This is a genomic window from Buchnera aphidicola (Hyperomyzus lactucae), from assembly GCF_005081705.1.
Taxonomy (GTDB): domain Bacteria; phylum Pseudomonadota; class Gammaproteobacteria; order Enterobacterales; family Enterobacteriaceae; genus Buchnera; species Buchnera aphidicola_Y.
In genome coordinates, this window is record NZ_CP034876.1 from 239,413 (window position 1) to 263,838 (window position 24,426).

The window sequence follows — 24,426 nt, forward strand, 5'->3', positions numbered from 1 at the left end:
TCAAGAATTTATTTCCTTTGTTAATTTTATAAAAAGATTACCTCTCTCTTCAAAGTTAGAAAATTGATCTAAACTGCTACATCCAGGAGATAAAAGTACACTATCACCCAATTTTGCTTCTTTGGAAATTAAGATCATTGCTTGTTCTAAAGTTTCAATATAAGTAGATTTTTCTTTGCATATTTTTAAAAGTTTAATACCATCTTTTCCAAAACAATAAATTTTTATATTTAGTTTTCTGAAATAAATTTTTAATATATTAAAATTTGCAGATTTGCTGTCTCCTCCTAATAATAACCGTATTTTTCCTTTGGTATTTAGCGATTCTAAAGCAATTTTAGTACTATTGACGTTAGTAGATTTAGAATCATTTATCCAATCTATTCCTTTATCTTTTTTGATTATTTGAAATCGATGTGGTAAATTTAAAAAATTTTTAAGCGCATCTATTGCACAATTTCTAGGAAATTTCATTGCATCAGAAATTGCTAAAGAGACTAATGCATTATCATAATTATGACGACCATATAATAATGTTTTACAAGTATTCAATATTTTTTCATTTTTATAGTATAAAATAGAACATTTTTTTTTATCATAGATATGATAATCACTTTTTTTTGTACCAAAACTAATTTTATTTTTGTTTTTGATTAGATTTTTTACATTGTCTTTAGAATTAAAGATGCAAATTTTTGCCTGATTGTAAATAGATAGTTTAATTTTCTTGTATTGTTGAAATCCATTTGGATATCGATTAATATGATCTTCACTAATATTGAGAACAATAGCTATTTTTGATTTTAAAGTAAATACATTTTCTAGTTGAAAACTAGATAATTCTACAATGTATAAATCAGCTTTTTTATAAAGCAGTTTTAATACAGGAGTACCAATATTTCCACCTAAAAAAGCTTTATAACCTGCATTTTTTGCAATTTTTTCAACCATTGTAGCCACAGTACTTTTTCCATTAGTACCTGTGATTGAAATAATAGGTAAATTTACTTCTCTAGCGAATAATTCAATATCATTAATAATTTCAATTCCTAATAAACGAGCTTGGACTAAAATTGGTTTAAATGAAGAAATTCCTGGACTTATGATAATTAAATCCGATTCTAAAATCCACTTATGTTCTAAACTACCTAGATGATATTTAATATTTTTAGGAAGTTTGAAAAAATGAATAGGATGTCTAGATTCATCAATAATTTTAGGCTTAATTCCTTTTTTTAAAAAAAAATTAACACAGGATATTCCCGTTAATCCAATTCCTAAAATCAATATTTTTTTACCAAAATAACTATATGACATTAACACACCTGTAAGGATATAAGGCTTATTAAAAGTAATATGAATGAGATAATCCAGAATCTTATAATGATTAAAGGTTCTAATATTCCTTTTATTTCATAATGATGATGAATTGGTGCCATTTTAAAAATTCTTTTTTTTCTAAATTTAAATGATACAACTTGTAAGATAACAGATATAGTTTCCAAAACAAAAATACCACCCATTATTAATAACAATAGCTCTTGATGTAACAATATTGCTATAGTTCCCAAACAACCACCTAATGACAATGATCCAACATCTCCCATAAATATTTTAGCTGGATAGGTGTTAAACCATAGAAAGCCTAATCCTGATCCAATAATAGCAGTACACAATATAGCTAACTCTCCTGAGTTTTTTACATAAGTAATATGTAAGTAATTAGAACTATTAATATTTTCACTTAAAAAAGATATTAATGTAAAACCACATGTTGTAAAAACAACGGGCATGATAGCTAAACCATCCAATCCATCTGTTAGATTGACTGCATTACTAGCACCAACAATAATAAAATAAGATAGAAATATATATAAATAATTTATTTCAAAAGAATTTTGTGCATAAAAAGGGACTATTAAATGAGTAGGAATAATGTTTGAATTATTACTATAAATAGTATAAATTAGTCCAAAAGCAACTATAGATAACCAGAAATATTTCCATTTTAATTCTAATCCTTGAGTATTTTTATATTTTATTTTTTTATAATCATCTATTAAACCTATTAAACCATATCCAATTAAAATAGTGATAACATACCAAATATAAAGATTAGATAAATTACAATATAGAATTGTTGAAAAAAATATAGAGAGTATAATAAACACCCCCCCCATAGTAGGCGTATCTTTTTTTAAGAGATGTGTTTTTGGTCCGTTTTGTCGTATTATTTGATATTTTTGTAAATTTTGAAGATATTTTATGAAATATGAACCCATCAATAAACTAATAAAAAAAGAGGTTAATAAGCTTAATATGGCACGATATGAAATATGAGAAATAAAACTTAAATGAGAATTGAAATATTTATTAAACAAAATCAACATTTTTTTTACTCTCCTCGATAAGGTATTCTACTACTTCCTCCATTTTTGCATCACGAGATCCTTTAACTAAGATTGTAATTTTGTTTTTCTCCAAAAATATCTTTTTCAGATAGCGATTTAATGTTTTTTTATCAAAAAAATGTTTTCCATTATTAAAAATTTTAGTAATTTCATGACTTATTTTTCCAATACTAAAAATTTTATTAATTTTAGATAAATTAGCAGTATTACCTATCATTTGATGATATAAAATACTTTTTTCTCCTAATTCAGCCATATCTCCTGTAACTAATATTTTATAACCTGGCATTTTCTCTAATACTTTTATTGCTGAAATCATAGAAGAAACATTAGCATTATAAGTATCATCAATTAAAATTTTACAAGGATTTGCTAATATAATAGATTCTAATCTTTTTGATATAATAGGAGTGTTGAATAATCCTGTTTTTATTTTTTTTAAAGGTATTTTTAAAGAAAAAGAAAGAGCGCTAGCAGCTAATGCATTAGAGACATTTTGATGACCTAAGAAAGGTAGTGAAATATTTATTTTTCCACATGGTGTATGCATAGTAAAAGAAGTACTATTTAAATTAATTTTAATATTACTCGAAAAAAAATCGCTATATTTTTTTTTTTTAATAGAAAAATATAAAATATTTTTTTTTCTTATATTTTTTTTCCATTGCGAAAGATGATTGCTATCTAAATTGATAATAACTGTACCATTCGATTTAAGACCAGAAAATATTTCTGATTTTGCTTTAGATACTCCTAATAAAGATTTAAATCCTTGCAAATGAGCGTAGTGAATGTTGTTAATTAATATAACATCTGGTTGAGTAATATTACTTGTGTAAGAAATTTCCCCTGGTTTATTTGCTCCTAGTTCAATTACAGCATATTTATTTTGATGTGTTAACTGTAACAAAGTCATAGGAACACCAATATTATTATTTAAATTATCAATAGTAGATATTGTATTTCCATTTTGTTTAAGTATAGATGCAGTCATTTCTTTTACTGAAGTTTTTCCACAAGAACCAGTGATGGCTAATACTTTTGCATTTGTTTTCTTGCGAATCCAAGCAGCAATTTTTCCTAAAGCAATCGATGTATTATCTACTAAAACATAAGAAACATAACAGACTATATTTTTTTGTGTTATAATACTAGAACAGCCTTTTTTAATTGCATCTTGTATGAATATATGCGCATCAAATCTTTTTCCTATTAAAGCAACAAACAAACAACCCGGAACAATTTTTTGAGTATCAATAATAATTTTATCTATAAACAAGTCTTTTCCATATAATTTTCCATTAGTAATTAAAGCAATTTTTTTTAACGATAAAGTAATCATATATTTTTTTCCAATAATTTTAAAACGATCATTTTATCTGAATAATATATACATCTATCTCGAATTATTTGCTGTTCTTCATGTCCTTTTCCAGCTATAAGAATAACATGATTATATTGTGCTTTTAAGAAAACATAAGATATTGCCTCTTGTCTGTTTTTTATAATTAATATTTTTTTCTTTTTTTTACATCCGCTTAAAATATCTTCAATAATTGTCATTTCTTTTTCATTTCTAGGATTGTCATTAGTAATAATAACTTTATTAGCTATTTTTTCTGCTATAGCTCCCATTATAGAACGTTTTTTTTTATCTCTTTCTCCTCCGCATCCAAATATGCACCATATGTATTTTTTATAATGTAAACGAATAGCATTCAGTGTATTTTTTAATGCATCAGGTGTATGAGCATAATCAATAATAAAAATAGGTTTTTTAGCAACTATAAATGTTTGCATTCGACCTGTTATAGGTGTTATTTTATTAGATGTGGTAATTAGGCTACATAAACTATGACCTAATTCCAAAAGACAAGCTAATGATAATAGTATGTTTTTAACATTAAAAGTACCAATTAAAGAAGATGATATTTTTCCTATTCCCCAACTTGATTCAAACGTAATATAAATCAAATTATTATAATGTTCAATATTAGTAGCATTAATCCATTTTGTAGAATATTTTTTTTGTGCAGTATTTTTAATAGTAACTGCTATTGTATAATAGTTGAATAGTTTTTTTAACCATATTTTTCCATATTTGTCATCAGCATTTAATATGATTTTTTTAACTTTATGTGTGCTAAATAACAACCATTTTGCTGATGCATATTTTTCCATACTTTCATGATAATCTAAATGATCTTGTGTGAGATTTGTAAATATAGCAATGTCAAAAGGAACTTCTTTAACACGGTTTTGTATTAATCCATGTGATGACACTTCCATAGTTACTAATTTAGTTTGTTTTTCTGATATTTTAGATAAAAAAGAATGAATAAAAATAGAAGAAGAGGTTGTGTTTTGTGTAGGACATAAAGCATTATAAAAACCATTCCCTAAAGTACCCATTGTTGCAGTTTTATTGCCTAATATTTCACTCCATTGATTAATTAATTGTGTTACAGTTGTTTTTCCATTAGTACCAGTCACGCCAACAATTTTTAATCCTTTTTTTGGTTTTTTATAAAATCGGCTCGCAAGCATTGAGACGTTTTCCGACAGTTTAAAAAAATATATTATAAGAATGTTATGAATATATTTAAATATTCCATGCTCCCCTTTTTTTTTGGTTTCGTATAGTATTGCAGATACTTTTTTACAGATAGCTTCATAAATAAAATTGCGTCCATCTTTTTTTGTTCCTGGTATTGCTATGAATAAATCTCCTTTTTTTAATGTTCGACTATCTGTATTTAAATTTAATATATATATTTTTGGAGCATTTTTTATCCATGGTAATAAAAAATATTTTAAGCAAATTTTATTCATTTATTTCCTTTTAATTTGATTTATAATTACTTATTGATTATAAATCATCTGGTTGAATATTCCTTTTTTGTAATATTAATGTCATTATCTTACTAAAGACAGGAGCAGACACTGCACCTCCATAGTATTTTTTTCCTTTAGGATTATCAATAACAATTATTAATGAAAATCTTGGTTCACTAGCTGGTGCAATTCCTGCCGTATAAGCTATATATTTTTTTATATACTGCCCTCTTAATCCTACTTTTTTTGCAGTACCAGTTTTAACTGCAATGCGATATCCTTTAACTGCTGCTTGTACACCGCCTCCACCTGGTTTAGCAACACTTTCCATCATATTAATTACATTTTGTACATATTTTTTGGGAAAAACTCTTTCTCCATATACAGGATAATTGACTTTTGTAATTGAAAGAGGGCGATAGATTCCATAACTGCCAATCGTGGCGTATAATCGCGCTAACTGAAGAGGAGTAACCATAAGTCCATAGCCAAATGAAAAAGTAGCTTTTTCTAAATTAGACCAAATTTTTTTTTTAGGCAAAACACCATTATTTTCTCCAATTAATCCTAATTTAGTTGGCTGTCCTAATCCAAATTTAATATAACTGTCAACTAATTTTAGGATCGGTATAGAAGATGCTATTTTTGATACTCCTACATTGCTCGATTTTTGCAATATTCCAGTTATACTAAGCTGATCATGATATGAAACATCTTTTATTTGATGTTTTTTTATGAAATAAGGTTTAGTGTTTATTATTGAGTCTTTTTTAATTATTCCAAGTTTTAATGCTTCTATAATTACTATTGGTTTTATTGTGGAACCAGGTTCAAAAATATCTGTGATAGCTTTATTACGAATATTGTTTTTTAAGCTATTATTTATGTTATTAGGATTATATGAAGGACTATTTGCCATTGCTAGAACTTCTCCAGTTTTAATATCAATTAATACTGCACTACCAGAATCAGCTTTGTTTTTTTTAACTCCCTCGTTTAATTTTTGATATACAATAGTTTGCAATTTTTTGTCTACACTCAGTGTTAAGCTATTAGATACGCATTTATTAACTAAAGATATATTTTCAATAATTTGTCCTTTATTATCTCTTCTTATTTTTCGTTTTCCAGGTTTTCCTGTTAGGAGTTTATTAAAACTTTTTTCTACACCTTCAATGCCTATTCCATCTATGTTTGTTATTCCTATTAGTTGAGCTGCAATTTTTCCAGAAGGGTAATATCTTTTAGATTCTTCTAATAAAAAAATTCCAGGTAACTTTAATTGTTTGATATATTCTCCAATTTCAGGAGTAATTTGACGGGCTAAATAAATAAATTTTGATTGTATATGATTATTAATAGTGAAAATGATTTTTTTTAATGGAATAGAAAGTATTTCAGATAAAGCTTTCCATCTTAGATCATTTTGAATATTTTTTTTATTAGTAATTTTCGAGGGATCTGCACAAATCGCATTCACTGATACAGTTACTGCAAAAGGATATCCTGATCGATCATGAATAATTCCTCTTGTACTGAGTAAAGACTGTATTCTTGATGTCCTACGATCTCCTTCAAGAATAAGTAGATTAGAATTAATTATTTGTAAAAAAATTATGCGTAGTGTTAAAATAATTAAAGATACAAAAATAAAACTACATAATATAAAAAACCGCTTATGCATGTATGTTGTTTTTTTTATTTTTTCTTTAAAAAAATTGGTTTTCTCTTTTCTGTGCATTTTCTACGTAATATCCATCAATTTACATTTCTTTGTTAAAGCAAGATTATTCTCTTTTAAGTCGATATTATTTTATTTGTGTTGTAGAATCTATGGATAAAGCGTTTTTTTCAATTATTAAATTTCTCCACTCATCATTTTTTTTTTTTTTTTTAAAAGCAATTGTTCTTCTTGAGTAATCAATAGACGAGTTTTGTAAACTGTAATAACAATGAAATTAGCAGATAATATAATTGCTATTAATAAAATCAAATGCATTTTTCCATATAAAATAAAATCATTTTTAATTATTGTTAGTAAATCATAACGTTTATTCTTCATGTTTATTTTTGTATTTCTGCTATACGAAGTATTGAGCTACGAGCTCTAGGATTGTTATTAATTTCATTTTGAGTGGGTAATATTCGATTAATAATTTTCAATTTACATTTTTTTAACTGATTTAATTGTTTTTCTGTAATAGGTATCCCATATGGTACTATTGCTTTTCTACTATGTTTAATCATAAATTTTTTTACTATTCTATCTTCTAAAGAATGAAAACTAATAACAGATAAACGTCCTCCTGGTTTCAATATTTTTATTGCACTTTCTAAAGCTTTTTTTATTTCTTCTAATTCTTGATTGATATAAATCCTAATAGCTTGAAAAGTTCTTCTAGCTGGATGTTTAAATGTATTTTTTTGTGGTATAGCTCGTCTAACAATATCAGATAATTCTACAGTTCTGGTTATCTTTTTTATTTTGTTTCTATTGTTAATAGCATAAGCAATTTTTTTTGCAAAACGCTCCTCTCCAAAATTTTTTAAAATATAAGCAATGTCGTTAACATTACTTTTAAATAGCCAATCTGAAGCAGAAATTCCATAATTAGGATTCATTCTCATGTCTAAAGGACCATCTTGTTTAAATGAAAAACCTCTTTTATAATTATCAAGTTGTAGTGAAGAGACGCCTAAATCAAATATAATTCCGTTAACTTTTCCTATTATATTATTATTTTGAGCATAATTTAATAACATTGAAAATGTTTGATTAATTATATGAAAACGTGAATCTGTAATAGCATCACCTATAGAGAAAGCAGTTGGATCTCTATCAATAGAATATAGTTTTCCATCTTTCCCTATTTTTTTTAAGATTTCATTTGAATGTCCACCATTACCAAATGTACTATCGATATAAATACCATTTTTTTTAATTTTTAAAGAATCAATTAATTCTTTTTTCATTACTGGAATGTGTTTGAGTGTGTGATTCATTGTGAAATATATATGATATAAAATAAGAAGAAAGCACATGGTCATTCTAATAACATGACCATGTTTTATTTTTTTATTAAGGAAAAATTGTTTTTTTGCAGATTATTAATTTAGATTTAAATATTTTAATAAATATAAATTGTTACAAAAAATTATCCACGAGAAATTCCAACAATTCCAGATCGAGTTACCTCGACTACTTCTGATATATTACGTATTATTTTAAGAAAAGAATCAAGTTTTTTTGTAGTTCCAGATAATTGCAGTATATATGTCGTAGAGGTAATATCTACAATTTGTCCTCGAAATACTTCAGTAACATGTTTAACATCATCTTTTCTATAATTGTTTATTTGCACTTTTAATAACATAATTTCACGTTCTATATGAGAAGATTGTCCAATTTCTACTACTCTTAATACGTCTATTAGTTTATGCAGTTGTTTTTCAATTTGTTCAATAGTCTTTTCGTTTCCCACTGTTTGTATAGTCATTTTTGATAAAGTAGGATCTTCAGTTGGTGCTATTGTTATAGTTTCTATATTATATCCTCTTTGTGAAAAGAGTCCTATTACGCGTGACAATGCACCTGATTCGTTTTCTAATAGAATAGATAAAATTCTTCGCATATTATTTTTAGGAAACCTCTTTTTTCCTTAACCACATTTCATTCATACCACCACCTTGAATCTGCATAGGATAAACGTGCTCAGAATTATCTATTTCGACGTCTACAAAAACTAAATGACCATTAGATACTGCATTTAATGCTAGTATTAATTTTTCTTCTAATTCCGTAGGTTTGGTAATTTTTATACCAATATGTCCATAAGATTCTGCTAATTTTACAAAATCTGGAAGTGAATCCATATAGGAATGAGAGTGTCTTCCCGAATAAATCATATCTTGCCACTGTTTAACCATACCTAAAGAAGAATTATTAAGATTTAGTACTAACACTGCCAAATTGTATTGTCTTGCTGTAGATAGTTCTTGAATATTCATTTGAATACTACCATCTCCAGTTATACAAATTACAGTTTCTTCAGGTAAAGCTAATTTAACACCCAATGCTGCGGGAAGTCCAAATCCCATAGTACCTAAACCACCTGAATTAATCCAATGTCTAGGTTTGTTAAAGGGATAATACAACGCAGTAAACATTTGATGTTGACCAACATCTGACGTGATATAAGACGTTCCTTTTGTTAATTTAAAAAGTGTTTTGATTACCGTTTGTGGTTTTATTTTTATGCTTGTTTCATCGTATTCTAGACTATTAGTTTTTTTCCATTTTTCAATAGAATTCCACCAATTTTTTAAACATGGAATTTTTTTTTCTTGTTTAAGTAATTCTAACATTTTTTTTAGAATATATTTTGCATCACCAACAATAGGTATATTAGCTGAAACAGTTTTAGAAATAGAAGTAGGATCAATATCAATATGTAAAATAGTAGCACTAGGACAATATTTATTTAAGTTATTTGTAGTTCGGTCATCAAATCGAACACCTATTCCAAAAATTACATCGGCATGATGCATGGCCATATTAGCTTCATAAGTACCATGCATTCCTAACATGGAAATGTTTTGAGGATGATTACCTGGAAATGCACCTAGTCCCATTAAAGAGCTGGTAACAGGACAGTTTGTTTTTTCTGCAAAGATAAGTAGTTCTTCATTACTGTCAGAACTAATGATACCACCACCTACATAAATTACAGGTTTTTGAGCTTTTAATAATGTATCAAGTGCTTTTTTAATTTGTCCTATATGCCCCTTGGTTGTTGGATTATAAGAACGTATGTAAATATTTTCCGGCCATTTATAAGAGTGTTTATTTTCTTTTTTTAAGATATCTTTTGGTAAATCAATCACTACAGGTCCTGGTCGTCCACTTGATGCTAGCCAGAAAGCTTTTTTAAAAATTACTGCTATATCTTCAGTTTTTTTAACTAAAAAACTATGTTTAACTACTGGGCGAGAAATACCAATCATATCACATTCTTGAAAAGCATCATAACCGATCAATGAAGAAGCCACTTGACCTGAGATTACAACCATAGGAATGGAATCCATATATGCAGTAGCAATACCAGTAATGGCATTAGTAGCACCTGGACCAGAAGTAACTAGTACTACTCCTGTTTTTCCAGTAGAACGAGCATAACCGTCAGCCATATGAGTTGCAGCTTGTTCATGACGGACTAGAATATGTTCGATTCCGCCAACAGTTTTTAGAGCATCATAAATATCTAGTACAGCGCCACCAGGATAACCAAATATATGCTTTATTCCCTGATTAATTAACGATCGAACGACCATTTCGGCTCCTGATAATATTTCCATTTTTTCCTCCAGGATACTAATTTAGTAGGTTTTATTTCCTAGTTCGCTATCTATCAGTTTATCCTGTATTTTATCTAGATAAAATTAGCGTCATGTAATTTGATAAATTTTTATTATTACAATAATATCAGATATTATCAATCAATATAAAGTATTAAGTATAATTTATGTTGTTTGATATTTAAATACAAAATTAGTAAAAATTGTTTTTTTTAATTAAAAATCGTTTAAATTCAGGTGAAGTCCATGTTAAAAAAACGTCTTTTTTTTGAGTGATAAGACAAACAGCTAATTTTTCTTTTAATGCTAATTTTTTAGCGTTTTTAAAACCTAATATCAACAATCCCGTATCCCAGCCATCCGCTTCTAAAGCTGTTTGAGCAATAACACTTACTGATACTAAATTATGAGTAACAGGTTTTCCGTTACTAGGATCAATCAAGTGTGGAATGCATTTTCCTTGAAGATAGTAATAATTACGATATATACCGGCTGTGCTAATGGAATTGTTTTTTAAACGTACAAGTAAATGTATTGATTGTTTTTTATCAGTTGGTTTTTGAATGGCAATTATTTTCGCTTTTTTATTTTTTTCTGTTTTAACTAACACAGTTCCTCCGACTGATATTGTATAATTCTTTATTCCTTTTTTTTTAAGTATATATGATAAATGATCTGCAGCAAAACCTTCCCCAAGAGTGGAAAGATTAATTTTTATGCCGTTGATATCCTTTTCTAGATAAACTCCTGAAGAATTTTTAATAAGCTTTAAGTGTTGGCTGCCTGAAAGAGTTACATAATAATTAATTTTTTTTTGAGAAGGATAACTAATAGGTTTTTCTTTAGTACCAAATCCCCATATATCAATTAATGAACCAATTGTAATATCTAATTTTCCATGAGTTTTTTTATTGATTTTTAGTGCTGTTGCAATCACACGATAAAATTTTTTATTAATTATTTGAGGTTGATTTTTTTTTCTTTTATTAAATTTTGATACTATAGAATTTTTTTTCCAAGACGAAAGCATGTTTTCATCTTGATTTAAATATTTTTGCATTAAATTTTTTATATATACTTTATTTTTTAAATTGGGAATTTTAACTTGCCAATATGTTCCCATGGTTTTTCCTGTTAATATTATAATATTTTGTTTTTCTTTATTAACCGGTTTATTGTAAAAATTAGCTATACTAAATATAGTACAAATAAAAATACTGATAATGATATTAAAAAATACAAATAACATACTTTTCCTAATTATATAGATATTAAGTAAAAAATTATAAAACATATTTTTTTATACAAAAATTTTTAATTTCGATTTTTTTTGAATGTAAACATTTATTTTTTTTAACTAATCAATATTAGTATAAATTTTCATATCTAGATATTAACGAGCAATGGAGTTAAAGAGAGATGGCGTGTATAATAAAAATTCATCCTATTACGGAAAATATTATAATAGTTTTATTTACAGATTAGATTGTAATTATGAGAAAGAAATAATGAAAAGAATAGCTATGGTATTAAGCGAAGTAATCCTAATGTTGACGCTATTACTAAGTTTTGGAATGTCTTGGAGTAGTGTTATTCCTTCTGAAAAAAATAGCAATGTTTCAAGAGCAGTCGCTCCTAGTTTGGCTCCAATGTTAGAAAAAGTTATGCCTTCAGTAATTAGTATTAATATTGAAGGAAGTACTATTGTTCGTACTTCTCGTCTACCCCATCAATTTCAACCTTTTTTTGGTGATAATTCTCCATTTTGTCAGGGTAATTCACCATTTCGACATTCTCCATTTTGTCGAGTGAATCCGGATTCTGATGATACAAATGAAAAATTTCACGCATTAGGTTCTGGTGTGATCATTAATGCTGATAAAGGATATGCAGTAACAAATAATCATGTTGTTGAAAATGCAAATAAAATTCAGGTTCAATTAAGTGACGGACGTCGTTATGAAGCCCAAATAATTGGAAAAGATCCGCGTTCTGATATTGCATTGATACAATTAAAAAATGCAAATAACTTAAGTGAAATAAAAATTGCTGATTCTGATTCTTTAAGAGTAGGAGACTATACTGTAGCTATTGGTAATCCATATGGTCTTGGGGAAACTGTTACTTCTGGTATTATTTCTGCATTAGGACGCAGTGGTTTAAATATTGAACATTATGAAAATTTCATTCAAACTGATGCAGCAATTAATAGAGGTAATTCTGGTGGAGCATTAGTTAATTTAAATGGTGAATTGATAGGAATTAACACAGCCATTTTGGCACCAGAGGGTGGAAATATTGGCATAGGATTTGCTATTCCAGGTAATATGGTAAAAAATTTGACTGCACAAATGGTTCAATTTGGACAGGTAAGAAGAGGAGAATTGGGCATAATAGGTATGGAATTAAATTCAGATTTAGCACAAGTTATGAAAATAAATGCACAAAAAGGTGCTTTTGTCAGTCAGGTATTGCCTGATTCTTCCGCATTTGAAGCGGGTATCAAAGCTGGTGATATTATTATTTCTTTAAATAAAAAACCTATTTCCAGTTTTTCAGCATTGCGTGCTGAAGTTGGATCTTTACCAGTGACAACTAAAATGGAATTAGGAATATTTAGAGAAGGAAAAATCAAAAATGTAATTGTTGAATTGAAGCATTCTTTAAAAAATAATTTAAATTCAGAAAAAAACTATATAGGAATTGAAGGTGCAGATTTAAGTAATTATTTTTTAAATGGACAAAAAGGTATAAAAGTAGAAAATGTTAAATCAAATACTTCAGCATCAAAAATAGGTCTGAAAAAAGATGATATTATTATTGGAATAAATCAACAATCAGTTGGTAATTTAGAAGAATTAAAAATAATTTTAGATGCTAAACCCGCAATATTAGTTTTTAGTGTCAAAAGGGGAAGTGATAGTATATACTTAGTAAGTAAATAATTATAAGAATAGTCCCGCCCGAAAAAACGGGCGGTTTTTTTATCTGACATTTCTTAATAATTTATTGATTTCTGTTTTACTTAATGTTTTTGAGTCTACCTTTTTTACGATAACGGCTGCATAGAGATTATAATTCCTATTTTTAGAGGGTAAACTACCGGAAACTACTACGGAATTAGTTGGTACTTTTCCATAAAAAATTTCCCCAGTTTCTCTATCATAAATTTTAGTACTTTGTCCAATAAAAACACCCATAGAAATTACACATCCTTTTTCTATAATAACTCCTTCTACTATCTCAGAACGGGCACCAATAAAACAATTATCTTCAATAATCGTAGGATTATTTTGTAATGGTTCTAAAACACCCCCTATACCTACTCCACCAGATATATGTACATTTTTACCGATTTGAGCACAAGATCCTATTGTAGCCCAGGTATCAACCATTGTACCTTTATCAATATATGCACCTATATTTATATAAGAAGGCATAATTACTGTATTATAATTAAGAAATGCTCCATATCTTATTGTTGCTGGTGGTACTATGCGAATTTTTTCTTTTTTAAATTTTTGGTCGTCATATTTTGCATATTTTAATGGAATTTTGTCATAATAATTAGTATGACTACCTTTTATAAGATTATTTTCTTTTATATAGATGTATAAAAGAACTGCTTTTTTTAACCATGTGTGGGTAATCCAGGTATTATCTTTTTTTTCTGAAATTCTTATGGTACCATTATTCAATAATTCAATAATGTGAAGAATAGTTTTAAAAATATTGTTATCGATGTTATTAAGATCTATTTCATTTTTTTTTTCATAGACCTCTTCAATTATTTTTTTAAGTTCTTTCATTTTGAATTTCACCTAATTTATTAATGAAAAAGAAGATTATTTTTATAAAAAAGTTAATTGTTATTAATTAATTTTTCTGAAATCGTCTCATTTTTTTGCCATGTCAAAATATCACACCCATACTCTGTAACAAGTATAGTATGTTCATATTGCGCTGACAAAGAACGATCTTTAGTTTTTATAGTCCATCCATCTTTCATACATCTTACTTGAGCATTTCCAGCATTAATCATTGGTTCAACAGTAAAAATCATTCCTTTTTTTAAAATAATGTTGTTTTCTTTGTTTTTATAATGTAAAACATGTGGTTCTTCGTGAAAATTACGACCAATTCCATGTCCACAATATTCTTTTACAACAGAAAAATTATTACCTTCAACATAGTTTTGAATAATTTCTCCAATTTTATATAATTTAATACCTGGTTTAATTAATTTTAAGGATCGATATAGGCTTTCTTGAGCAACTGCACATAAACGTTTAGATAAAATACTTGTTTTTCCTATACAAAACATTTTTGAAGCATCACCATGATAATTATTTTTGATAATAGAAACATCTATATTGACTATATCGCCTTCTTTTAACATTTGTCCTTTGTTTGGAATTCCATGACAGACTACATCATTAATAGAAATACAAATTGATTTTGGAAATCCATGATATCCTAAACATGCCGAAATAGCTTTTTTTTCATAAACAATATAATCATGACAAATTTGGTTAATTTCTTCTGTACTTATATTAGGCTGAAGATATTTTTCGATCATTTCTAACACTTCAGCAGTTAATTTTCCAGATTTACGCATTTTTTTAATTTCTGATTCTGTTTTAATTATAAAACTCATAATATTAGCCGTTTTTTCATATCATTTTTAAATTCAAAATATATATAAATTATACATTTAAAATGTTTTCTTTTTTGAATTTTATTATTTTTTATATAAAATATATAAATAATTGTTAATATTATTCGTATCAAAAATATGATATAAATTATTTTATATGTTATATAAAATCATATAAAACAAAAATAAAAAATTAATATATTGATCTTTATTTTTAATTTAAGATAATACTTATACAATATTTTTTTTAAAAGGTAAAAAATTATGGAAATAGTATCAATGAGAGATATGTTAAAAGCAGGAGTTCATTTCGGTCATCAAACGCGTTATTGGAACCCAAAAATGAAGCCTTTTATTTTTGGCATTCGTAATAGAGTACATATTATTAATTTAGAAAAAACTCTTCCAATGTTTAATTTTGCCCTTAGTGAATTAAAAAAAATTTCTTCTAAAAAAGGCAGGATATTATTTGTTGGCACTAAAAGAGCAGCAAGAAACGGAATAAAAGAAGCTGCTATTAATTGTGAACAATTTTATGTAAATCATCGTTGGTTAGGGGGAATGTTAACAAATTGGAAAACTGTTCGACAGTCTATTAAACGCTTGAAAGATTTAGAGATAGAATCTAAAGATGGTACTTTTTCTAAATTAACTAAAAAAGAAGCTTTAATAAGATCAAGAGAATTATCTAAACTAGAAAATAGTTTGGGTGGTATAAAAAACATGGGAGGATTACCTGATTGTCTATTTGTTATCGATGCTGCACATGAGAATATTGCTATAAGAGAAGCTAATAATTTAGGTATTCCTGTATTTGCTATAGTTGATACTAATTCCAATCCTGATGGTATAGACTATATTATACCTGGTAATGATGATGCTATTAGATCCGTAAATTTATATTTAAAATCTGTATCTTTGAGTATTTCTCGGATAAATAATCAAAATTTATCAAATGAAGTATTTATACAGACTGAAAATATCATAGATATATAAATATAAAAGTTTTATCGAAGTTTAAATAAATTGATTAAAAAGGTAAAAAGGAAAGTAATATGACTTCTATTGATAATATCACCGCTTCTCTTATTAGAGAGCTTAGATCTCGTACAGGAGTAGGTTTTTTGGAATGCAAACGAGCATTAGTAGAAGAAAATGGGAATATAGAATTATCTATTGATAATTTAAGAAAATCTGGAAAGTTAAGTGCTGAAAAAAAAATAAATAATATTACAAATCAAGGTAAGATTTTTGCACAAACTCAAAATAATGTTGGTGTTCTTCTTGAATTGAATTGTGAAACTGATTTTGTAGCTAAAGATGATGCATTTATTTTTTTCGGAGAAGATATTATACTAACAGCATTAGAAAAAAATATAAAAGATATTAATCAATTAAAATCTATGTTCGAAGAAAAAAGAACGGACTTAGTTTTAAAAGTAGGTGAAAATATTAATATACGTCGTTTCCAATTTCTTGAAGGTGAAAACATTTCTTACTATGTTCATGGAGTTCGAATCGGTGTATTAGTTGATGCTAATTTTTCCAATAAAAAAATACTTAAAAGTATCGCAATGCATATTGCTGCAAGTAAACCAGAATATTTACATCCAAAAAATGTGACTAATACCGTATTTGAAAGAGAATATCAAATTCAATTAGAACTAGCAAAGAATCTTCAAAAACCCGCTAATGTATTAAAAAAAATTATTGAAGGAAAAATGAATAAATTTGTTAATAATATCTCTTTAACAAGCCAGAGTTTTATTATAGATCCTACGAAGAAAGTAGGAGATGTACTGAATGAGTATAATGGATGTATTAAATCATTTATTAGATTTGAATTAGGTGAAATTATTCTTCAATAACTGTTATAGTTTAAAGCTATATTAATATAAAATATATTTAGGTTGAGAAATATGTCTACTAATAAGAAATTTATATATCGACGTATTTTATTAAAAATAAGTGGAGAAGTTTTGCAAGGTATTAATGAATTTGGTATTGATGTAAATTCTTTAAAAAGAATTGCAAAAGAAATTAAATCCGTAGTAGATATCGGTATTCAGGTAGGTTTAGTCATTGGAAGTGGAAATTTATTCCGCGGTTCAAAATTATCTAAATTAGGTTTAAATCGAGTAGCTGCTGATCATATAGGTATATTATCTACTGTTATAAACAGTTTAGCAATGAGAGATACGATACATTCAATTTCTTCTATTAAGACGTGTTTGATGTCTGCAATACCATTAAATGGTATTTGTGAAATATACAGTTGTCAAAAAGCAATAAGTTTATTATCTAATAATTTTATTATTATATTTGCTGCAGGTATAGGTAATCCCTTTTTTACAACCGATTCTGCTGCTTGTTTGCGGGGCATTGAAACAGAAGCCGATATAATTTTGAAAGGCACTAAAGTTAATGGAGTATATTCAAACGATCCTAAAAAAGATGCGAATGCTATTTTATATAAAGAACTAACATATAAAGATGTTCTTAAAAAAGAATTAAAAGTAATGGATTTATCCGCTTTTATATTAGCTCGAGATTATCGTTTGCCAATTCGAGTTTTTAATATAAATAAACCTGGATCCTTATATCGTATTATTATGGGAAATGACGAAGGTACTCTTATTACTCAATAAATTGTAATTTTAAAAAAGAAATATAATGATATTTATTTCAATATCAATATATCGTATAGGTAATCATGTGATTAATCAGATTAATAAAAAAAGTAATGAACGAATGGAATCTTGTATTCAAAAATTTCAAAATAATGTTAATAACATAAAAACTGGAAGAGCATCACCAACATTGCTTCATAGTATTTATATTGAGTATTTTGGGGCTAAAACTCCTCTACGTCAATTATCTAATATAATAGTAGAAGATGCTCGTACTCTTAGAATCAATGTTTTTGACAATTCTATTACATCTTTAATTAGAAAGTCTATTTTAAATTCAAAACTTGATTTAAATCCTATCGTACATGGTAAAGATATATTAATACCCATACCTGCACTAACAGAAGAAAGAAGAAAAAAACTAATCAAAATTATTCGCAGTGATGCTGAAAGTAGTCGTGTTAGTATTCGCAATATTCGAAGAGACTCAAACGATAAGATAAAACGGCTTTTAAAAGATAAAACAATTAGTGAAGATGATGAACGTATTTCACAAATCAAAATACAAATTATGACAGATGAATACATAAAAAAAATAGATATTATTCTATTTAAAAAAGAACAAGATCTTATGAAGATTTAAAAATTTCCTCTTAAAACGACACACATTTTATGTAATAAAGTATTTGTTATATAAATAAAAAATTTTTTATTTTTAAAAACAAGAATATTTATGAAAAAAATAACCATTTTAGGATCAACTGGTTCTATTGGTACTAGCGTATTGTCCGTTATTCAAAAAAATCTTAATTTATTTAAAGTAATTGCTTTAGTGGCTAATACAAATATTACAACTATGTTGAAACAATGTGAGTTGTTTTCTCCTGACTGGGTGGCTATGAGAGATAAAAAATCTGCTAATATACTCAGAAAAAAATTAAAAAAAAGAAAGATTAAAACACAAGTTCTTTCTGGAGAAAAAGATATTTGCAAATTAGCTTCGTTAGAAGGTACAGATCAAGTAATTTCTGCAATTGTAGGAATGGCTGGTCTATTGCCGACTTTGTCTGCAATATATGCTGGAAAAACAATATTATTAGCCAATAAAGAATCTTTAATTACATGCGGTTATTTATTTATGAAAGCAGTTGCTTTCAGTGGGGCTAAGATTTTTCCTATTGATAGTGAACATAATGCTATTTTCCAAGTTTTACCTCTAGAAATTCAAAAAAATTTAGGTATTGCTCCATTAAAAAAAAATGGTGTAAAATACATCTTATTAACTGGTTCAGGAGGTCCTTTTTATAATTTTTCTGCATCTGAGTTGTCTAACGTAACTCCATTGCAAGCATGTTCTCATCCTAATTGGGTAATGGGAAGAAAAATTTCTGTGGATTCAGCAACGATGATGAATAAAGGTTTAGAATATGCTGAAGCTAGATGGTTATTTAACGCTTTAGAATCAGAAATTAAAATTTTAATTCATCCTGAATCAATTATTCATTCTATGGTTCAATATTATGATGGTACTTTATTGGCTCAATTATCAGTTCCAGACATAAGAATTGCTATTTCATATGTAATGTCTTGGCCTAATCGTGTGCATTCTGGAGCTAGTCTTTTAAATTTTTCAAAAATAAATCATTTATCTTTTTTTGAACCTGATTTTGCTCAATTTCCATGTCTAAAATTGGCTATCGATTCTTTTTCTCAAGGTCAAGCCGCTATGACTACTTTAAATGCTGCTAATGAAATTGCTGTTTCAGCTTTTCTTGATTCTAAAATTTCTTTTACTAAAATTTATGAAGTAAATATTGAAATATTAATGTCTTCTTGTTTTTCAGAACCTAACTCTATTGAAGATGTTTTAGAAATTGATAGGAAAGCAAGAATATTAGCTAAAAATAAAGTATCATCTTTAGTATTTTAAATGTGTATTATTAAACAATGCACTAATCAATTATTTTTATTCAGAATTTTAAATAAAATTCTATTTTTAAGAGAAATCTATACGTATTATGTGGTATACATCTTCATTAAAATATAAAGACAAGTTTAAAGAAGAAAATCCTCGTCATGTAGCAATTATTATGGATGGAAATGGACGATGGGCTAATAAAAAAGGAAAAATGCGTATTTTAGGTCATAAAGAAGGTTTTAAAGCAGTAAAAAAAGCAGTAAAATTTTCTATTATGAACAATTTAAAAATATTAACATTATACGCTTTTAGTAGTGAAAATTGGAATCGTCCAGTATTTGAAATCAAATCTTTAATGGAGTTATTTTTTTTTGCATTAGATAGTGAAATTAATAATTTCAAAAAATTTAATATTAGATTAAAAGTTATTGGAGATATAACACATTTTAATAAAAAATTACAAAAACGTATTCATCAAGTAGAAAAAATAACTTTAAATAATAATGGTTTAATATTAAACATAGCAGCTAATTATGGTGGAAGATGGGACATAATTCAAAGTGTTAAAAAAATAGTTAAAAAAGTTCAAAACGGCGTTTTACAAACAGAAAAAATTGAAGAAAAAACAATTACTCAATATTTATCAACTAGCGAACTCCTACCCGTAGATTTAGTTATTAGAACAGGTGGAGAAAAAAGAATTAGTAATTTTTTATTATGGCAGATAGCTTATTCTGAGTTATATTTTACCGATGTTTTATGGCCAGATTTTAATGACTGTTCTTTTCAAAATGCTATAGATTCTTTTATATCTCGAGAACGTCGTTTTGGAGGATTTAAAAAAATATAAATAATAGTATTATTTTATAAAGATGTTTTATATGAATAAAATTTAAATTGTATCTAAAAGTCATTTATTTAATTTATAATTAAAAAAAATTATTTTTTTAAATTTTATTTTTACTTTTTATTTTCTTCTAAATAGTAAGTTTTTGTTTTAAATAAACTTTACATCAGATGAAATCTATTGTAGGGAAAATTTTAATAATAATGTCAATTAAAAAATTTTTTATAGCTTTTTTAATATTTTGTAGTGTAGAAGTTTATGGGAAAAATATATGGATCGTAAAAGATATTCAGTTTAAAGGATTAAAAAATTTTTCAGAAAAAGAAGCATTAAAAAATATTGTTTTTAATATTGGAAGTAAATTTTCTGAATATGATGTAAAAAATAGTATACGGTCTTTATTTGAAACTGGTAAATATAAAGATATTGAAGTAACTTATTCTGGACAAACTATAATATTTAATGTGCAAGAAAAACCTATTATTTCTAATATCATCATTTCTGGTAATAACATTATTAATACTTCCGTTTTAAATACATATTTAAGGAAATTAAATATTGTCAAAGGCAGTGTATTTAGTTCTTTTTTAGAGAATATATTTATAAAAACAATACAAGATGTTTACTATAATCTTGGTAGATATAAATCAAATATTAAAATATTAAAAAATTTTTCGGAAAATAACACTGTTCATCTAGAAATAATTATTGATGAAGGTCAATCAATAAAAATTAATAGTATAAAAATTTTTGGAAACAAAGATATTTCTGAAGATAAAATCTTGTCAATTTTTAAGTTGAAAAATCATCATTCTTGGTGGAATTTTTTAGATAAAAGTCTTTATTCTCCAAAGAAATTAGATCAAGATTTAGAAAACTTAAATAATTTTTACTTAAATAAAGGGTATTTTTATTTCAATATTGATGCTAAAAGATTAGATCTTTCTGGAAATAAAAATTATCTAGATATTATCATAAATATTTCCGAAGGAAAAAAATATAGAATTTCAAATTTTTTTATTAATGGAAATTTATTTCCATATGAAAAAAGAATTACAGATTTTGTTAAAATCAATTATTATGAATTATATAATAAAGATAAAATCAACTATATAGTAAATGAAATAACAAGATTTTTATCTGAGAATGGTTATATTAATGCTAAAATTATTGTGGAACCAAAAATTGATCATGAAAAGAAAACAATAGTTTTAAATTTTAATATTGATATAAATAAACGTTATTTTGTAAAAAGAATTAATTTTATAGGAAATGAATTAACTCAAGATAAAGTTTTACGTCGTGAAATCAAGCAAATGGAAGGTGAATACTTTAATATTAAGTTAGTTGAGCTTAGTAAAAAATTATTAGAAAGAACTAAATATTTTAGCAATGTTAAAGTAATAAAAAATATACATTCTAAAGAATCTAATCAAGTAGATATTACTTACCAAGTACAAGAGCAACCTACTGGTTCTATAAACTTTGGATTGGGATATGGAATAGATAGCGGAATAAGTTTTAATACTTCTTTTTCTCAAGAAAATATATTAGGTTCTGGAAATTCTTTAAAAGTAAGTGCTATTAAAAATAATAATCAAAAATACATAGATTTGTCAACGAATTATCCTTATTTCATGTCTAATAATATAGATTTAAATAATAGATTTTTTTATAACGATTTTAAATATAATTTTAATAGTATTTCAAATCTTATCAAAAACACTTATGGTTTCGAGGCTAATTTAGGATTTTTGATCAATAATACTAACAAAGTAAATTTTGGTTTTGGATATACTCATAATGGTATTAATAATCAAAAAAAGGTAGTCAAAAATTCTTCATCAATAAAAAAAATATTAGATGTACAATTATTAAAAAATAGTTTAGTAGATGACTTTACTATGAATTATTCTTGGATATATGATAGTTTAGAATATCTTTACTTTCCTATTTCTGGTAACAAAACATATATTAGTGGAAAGAACACAATCCCCGGTTCTGATAATAATTTTTACAAATTAATATTAGATAGCGAAGAATATATTCCATTAAATAAAGGGAAAAAATTCATATTTTTAAGCCATATTAATATGGGTATAGGAAATAGTTTTACTAAAGCAAATGAATTTCCTTTTTATGAAAATTTTAATATCAGTAGTATGAATAATATTCGCGGTTTTCGTCCTAATACCATTGGTCCTAAAAAAATCTATAATAATGATTTAGAAAAATGTATTGGATTTAAAAATAAAAATATATGTGAATCTTTTGATTCTGTTGGCGGAAATGCTACTTTGATAACTAATTTAGAACTTATTACCCCTCTTCCTTTTTTAGAAAGTAAATATTCGCAATTTCTTCGAACTTCTTTATTTTTGGATGCGGGTAATATTTGGGATACACAATCCAATAGTACGAAAAGTGCTGATTCTCTAAAATTCTCAGACAGTAGTATTTTGAATGATATTTATTCATCAGTTGGTCTATCCTTACAATGGTTTTCTCCTATTGGTCCATTAGTATTTTCTTATTCTTTTCCTATTCAGACAAATAAAAATTATCAATTAGAACCATTTCAATTGCATCTTGGTAAAAATTGGTAATTTTTAAATAAACTCATATTTTTTTTTGAATTAGAAATAGAGTAAATATTTTGAATACTATAAATAATACTTTGAATATTAAAAAAATCTTTAAAATTTTGCCTCATCGTTATCCTTTTTTGCTTATTGATCGAGTTTTAAACTTTAAAAATTTTGAATTTTTAAATGCAATAAAAAATTGCACTATAAATGAGCCTTATTTTCAAGGTCACTTTGTAAAAGAGCCTATTTTTCCTGGTGTATTAATTATTGAAGCTATGGCTCAAGCAGCAAGTATTTTAATATATAAAAGTATAGGTCAATTACATATAAATAAATTATATTATTTTGTAGGTATAGATAGCACTCGTTTTAAAAAAACTGTTATTCCTGGGGATCAAATATTTATACAAGTAAATATTTGGAAGTTTAATAAACATATTTTAATTTTTAAGAATACAGCTTTAGTAAATGAAAATATTGTTTGTAAATCTAAAATAATTTTTGCCAAAAAATCTTGTTCAAAATATAAATAGATATTTATGTATAAATTTCGGGAAAACATATGAATAAACCAAAATTTATTCATCTTCATGTACACAGTGATTATTCAATTATTGATGGATTATCTAAACCTGAAGATTTAGTTAAAAAAGCAGCATTTTTGGGCATGCCAGCCATTGCAATAACAGACTATAATAATTTATACGGAGTAATTAAGTTTTATAATACAGCTCATAAATTAGGTTTAAAACCCATTATTGGTGTTACAGTAAATTTTTTTTCTGAATTAGTAAATAATGAATTGACAAAATTAACTTTATTAGCTTCTACCCAAGAAGGATATAGAAATTTAATTTTACTAATTTCCAGAGCGTATCAAAAAGGGTATATCAATAATTATAATGTAACTATTAAAAAAAAATGGCTATTAACACTTAATAAAGGATTAATATTACTTTCCGGAGGTTGTCAAGGTGAAATCGGAAAAATTTTACTTTATGATAGTAAATCATCTTTAATATCTACTTGTTTATCTTTTTATCAAAAAAATTTTCCGGATTCTTACTATCTAGAACTATTCCGTACTAATCGAGATAATGAAGAAAGATATTTACATTTAGCCGTAGATTTATCTTTATCTACAGGAATTCCAGTTGTGGCTACTAATGATGTATGTTTTTTAAG

22 protein-coding genes are annotated in these 24,426 nt (G+C 26.1%); 10 read left to right on the forward strand and 12 right to left on the reverse strand.

All coding sequences use genetic code 11. The annotated features are described in order from the left end of the window. The 10 genes from murD to D9V68_RS01150 form a co-directional block, all read right to left on the reverse strand. Positions 1–1,317 (reverse strand): UDP-N-acetylmuramoyl-L-alanine--D-glutamate ligase, encoded by a 1,317-nt coding sequence (gene murD, locus D9V68_RS01105; protein WP_158357518.1) that lies wholly within the window; start codon positions 1,315–1,317, stop codon positions 1–3. Then, positions 1,317–2,390 (reverse strand): phospho-N-acetylmuramoyl-pentapeptide-transferase, encoded by a 1,074-nt coding sequence (mraY, locus tag D9V68_RS01110; RefSeq protein ID WP_158357520.1) that lies wholly within the window; start codon positions 2,388–2,390, stop codon positions 1,317–1,319. Before mraY ends, murD begins: the two co-directional genes overlap by 1 nt. Next, positions 2,374–3,753: a UDP-N-acetylmuramoyl-tripeptide--D-alanyl-D-alanine ligase gene (gene murF / locus D9V68_RS01115; RefSeq protein WP_158357522.1), complete on the reverse strand. Its 1,380-nt coding sequence runs from the start codon at positions 3,751–3,753 to the stop codon at positions 2,374–2,376. The genes mraY and murF overlap by 17 nt, the downstream gene beginning before the upstream one ends. Continuing rightward, on the reverse strand, positions 3,750–5,243 hold the full coding sequence (gene murE, locus D9V68_RS01120; RefSeq protein WP_158357524.1) for a UDP-N-acetylmuramoyl-L-alanyl-D-glutamate--2,6-diaminopimelate ligase: 1,494 nt from the start codon (positions 5,241–5,243) through the stop codon (positions 3,750–3,752). Before murE ends, murF begins: the two co-directional genes overlap by 4 nt. 37 nt (positions 5,244–5,280) lie before the next feature. After that, positions 5,281–6,987, reverse strand: a complete 1,707-nt coding sequence (ftsI, locus tag D9V68_RS01125; RefSeq protein WP_158357526.1) for a peptidoglycan glycosyltransferase FtsI — start codon at positions 6,985–6,987, stop codon at positions 5,281–5,283. A 117-nt stretch (positions 6,988–7,104) separates the two neighbouring features. Continuing rightward, positions 7,105–7,308: a cell division protein FtsL gene (locus D9V68_RS01130; protein ID WP_261979597.1), complete on the reverse strand. Its 204-nt coding sequence runs from the start codon at positions 7,306–7,308 to the stop codon at positions 7,105–7,107. A 2-nt stretch (positions 7,309–7,310) separates the two neighbouring features. Beyond that, positions 7,311–8,249 (reverse strand): 16S rRNA (cytosine(1402)-N(4))-methyltransferase RsmH, encoded by a 939-nt coding sequence (gene rsmH / locus D9V68_RS01135; RefSeq protein WP_158357528.1) that lies wholly within the window; start codon positions 8,247–8,249, stop codon positions 7,311–7,313. 152 nt (positions 8,250–8,401) lie between these two features. Beyond that, the gene (gene ilvN / locus D9V68_RS01140; protein WP_158357530.1) at positions 8,402–8,878 is read right to left on the reverse strand and encodes an acetolactate synthase small subunit; all 477 of its coding nucleotides are present in this window, start codon (positions 8,876–8,878) and stop codon (positions 8,402–8,404) included. A gap of 7 nt (positions 8,879–8,885) precedes the next feature. Further along, complete coding sequence (ilvI, locus tag D9V68_RS01145; RefSeq protein WP_158357532.1) at positions 8,886–10,601, reverse strand: acetolactate synthase 3 large subunit; 1,716 nt, start codon at positions 10,599–10,601, stop codon at positions 8,886–8,888. A 193-nt stretch (positions 10,602–10,794) separates the two neighbouring features. Continuing rightward, positions 10,795–11,850 carry an FAD:protein FMN transferase gene (locus tag D9V68_RS01150; protein WP_158357534.1) on the reverse strand — a complete coding sequence of 352 codons (1,056 nt, stop codon included), beginning with the start codon at positions 11,848–11,850 and terminating at the stop codon, positions 10,795–10,797. A 259-nt stretch (positions 11,851–12,109) separates the two neighbouring features. On the opposite strand from D9V68_RS01150, the gene degP reads away from it, so the two are divergent. Next, complete coding sequence (gene degP, locus D9V68_RS01155) at positions 12,110–13,546, forward strand: serine endoprotease DegP (protein WP_158358253.1); 1,437 nt, start codon at positions 12,110–12,112, stop codon at positions 13,544–13,546. 39 nt (positions 13,547–13,585) lie between these two features. Here the strand turns inward: degP and dapD are convergent, their stop codons facing one another. Continuing rightward, entirely contained in the window at positions 13,586–14,410 is an 825-nt protein-coding gene (gene dapD, locus D9V68_RS01160; RefSeq protein ID WP_158357536.1) for a 2,3,4,5-tetrahydropyridine-2,6-dicarboxylate N-succinyltransferase, read from the reverse strand. Between the two features lie 53 nt (positions 14,411–14,463). Next, on the reverse strand, positions 14,464–15,258 hold the full coding sequence (gene map / locus D9V68_RS01165; protein WP_158357538.1) for a type I methionyl aminopeptidase: 795 nt from the start codon (positions 15,256–15,258) through the stop codon (positions 14,464–14,466). Positions 15,259–15,522: 264 nt separating this feature from the next. Here map and rpsB point away from each other — a divergent pair, with 264 nt between their 5' ends. From rpsB to D9V68_RS03210, 9 genes are all read left to right on the forward strand, one after another. Further along, complete coding sequence (gene rpsB, locus D9V68_RS01170) at positions 15,523–16,254, forward strand: 30S ribosomal protein S2 (protein WP_158357540.1); 732 nt, start codon at positions 15,523–15,525, stop codon at positions 16,252–16,254. A gap of 59 nt (positions 16,255–16,313) precedes the next feature. Next, positions 16,314–17,126 carry a translation elongation factor Ts gene (gene tsf / locus D9V68_RS01175; protein WP_158357542.1) on the forward strand — a complete coding sequence of 271 codons (813 nt, stop codon included), beginning with the start codon at positions 16,314–16,316 and terminating at the stop codon, positions 17,124–17,126. Positions 17,127–17,177: 51 nt separating this feature from the next. Beyond that, on the forward strand, positions 17,178–17,906 hold the full coding sequence (gene pyrH, locus D9V68_RS01180) for a UMP kinase (protein WP_158357544.1): 729 nt from the start codon (positions 17,178–17,180) through the stop codon (positions 17,904–17,906). Positions 17,907–17,973: 67 nt separating this feature from the next. Further along, positions 17,974–18,531, forward strand: coding sequence for a ribosome recycling factor (gene frr / locus D9V68_RS01185; protein ID WP_158358255.1), 558 nt, complete (start codon positions 17,974–17,976; stop codon positions 18,529–18,531). A gap of 90 nt (positions 18,532–18,621) precedes the next feature. Further along, a complete protein-coding gene (gene ispC, locus D9V68_RS01190; RefSeq protein ID WP_158357546.1) occupies positions 18,622–19,818 on the forward strand; it encodes a 1-deoxy-D-xylulose-5-phosphate reductoisomerase in 1,197 nt (398 codons plus the stop codon). An 88-nt stretch (positions 19,819–19,906) separates the two neighbouring features. After that, positions 19,907–20,656, forward strand: a complete 750-nt coding sequence (gene uppS, locus D9V68_RS01195) for a polyprenyl diphosphate synthase (protein WP_158357548.1) — start codon at positions 19,907–19,909, stop codon at positions 20,654–20,656. Positions 20,657–20,856: 200 nt separating this feature from the next. Beyond that, on the forward strand, positions 20,857–23,259 hold the full coding sequence (gene bamA, locus D9V68_RS01200) for an outer membrane protein assembly factor BamA (RefSeq protein ID WP_158357550.1): 2,403 nt from the start codon (positions 20,857–20,859) through the stop codon (positions 23,257–23,259). Positions 23,260–23,309: 50 nt separating this feature from the next. Further along, positions 23,310–23,774 carry a 3-hydroxyacyl-ACP dehydratase FabZ gene (gene fabZ, locus D9V68_RS01205; RefSeq protein ID WP_158357552.1) on the forward strand — a complete coding sequence of 155 codons (465 nt, stop codon included), beginning with the start codon at positions 23,310–23,312 and terminating at the stop codon, positions 23,772–23,774. A 29-nt stretch (positions 23,775–23,803) separates the two neighbouring features. After that, positions 23,804–24,426: PHP domain-containing protein (locus D9V68_RS03210; protein ID WP_261979598.1), on the forward strand; the 623-nt coding region annotated here is incomplete at its 3' end.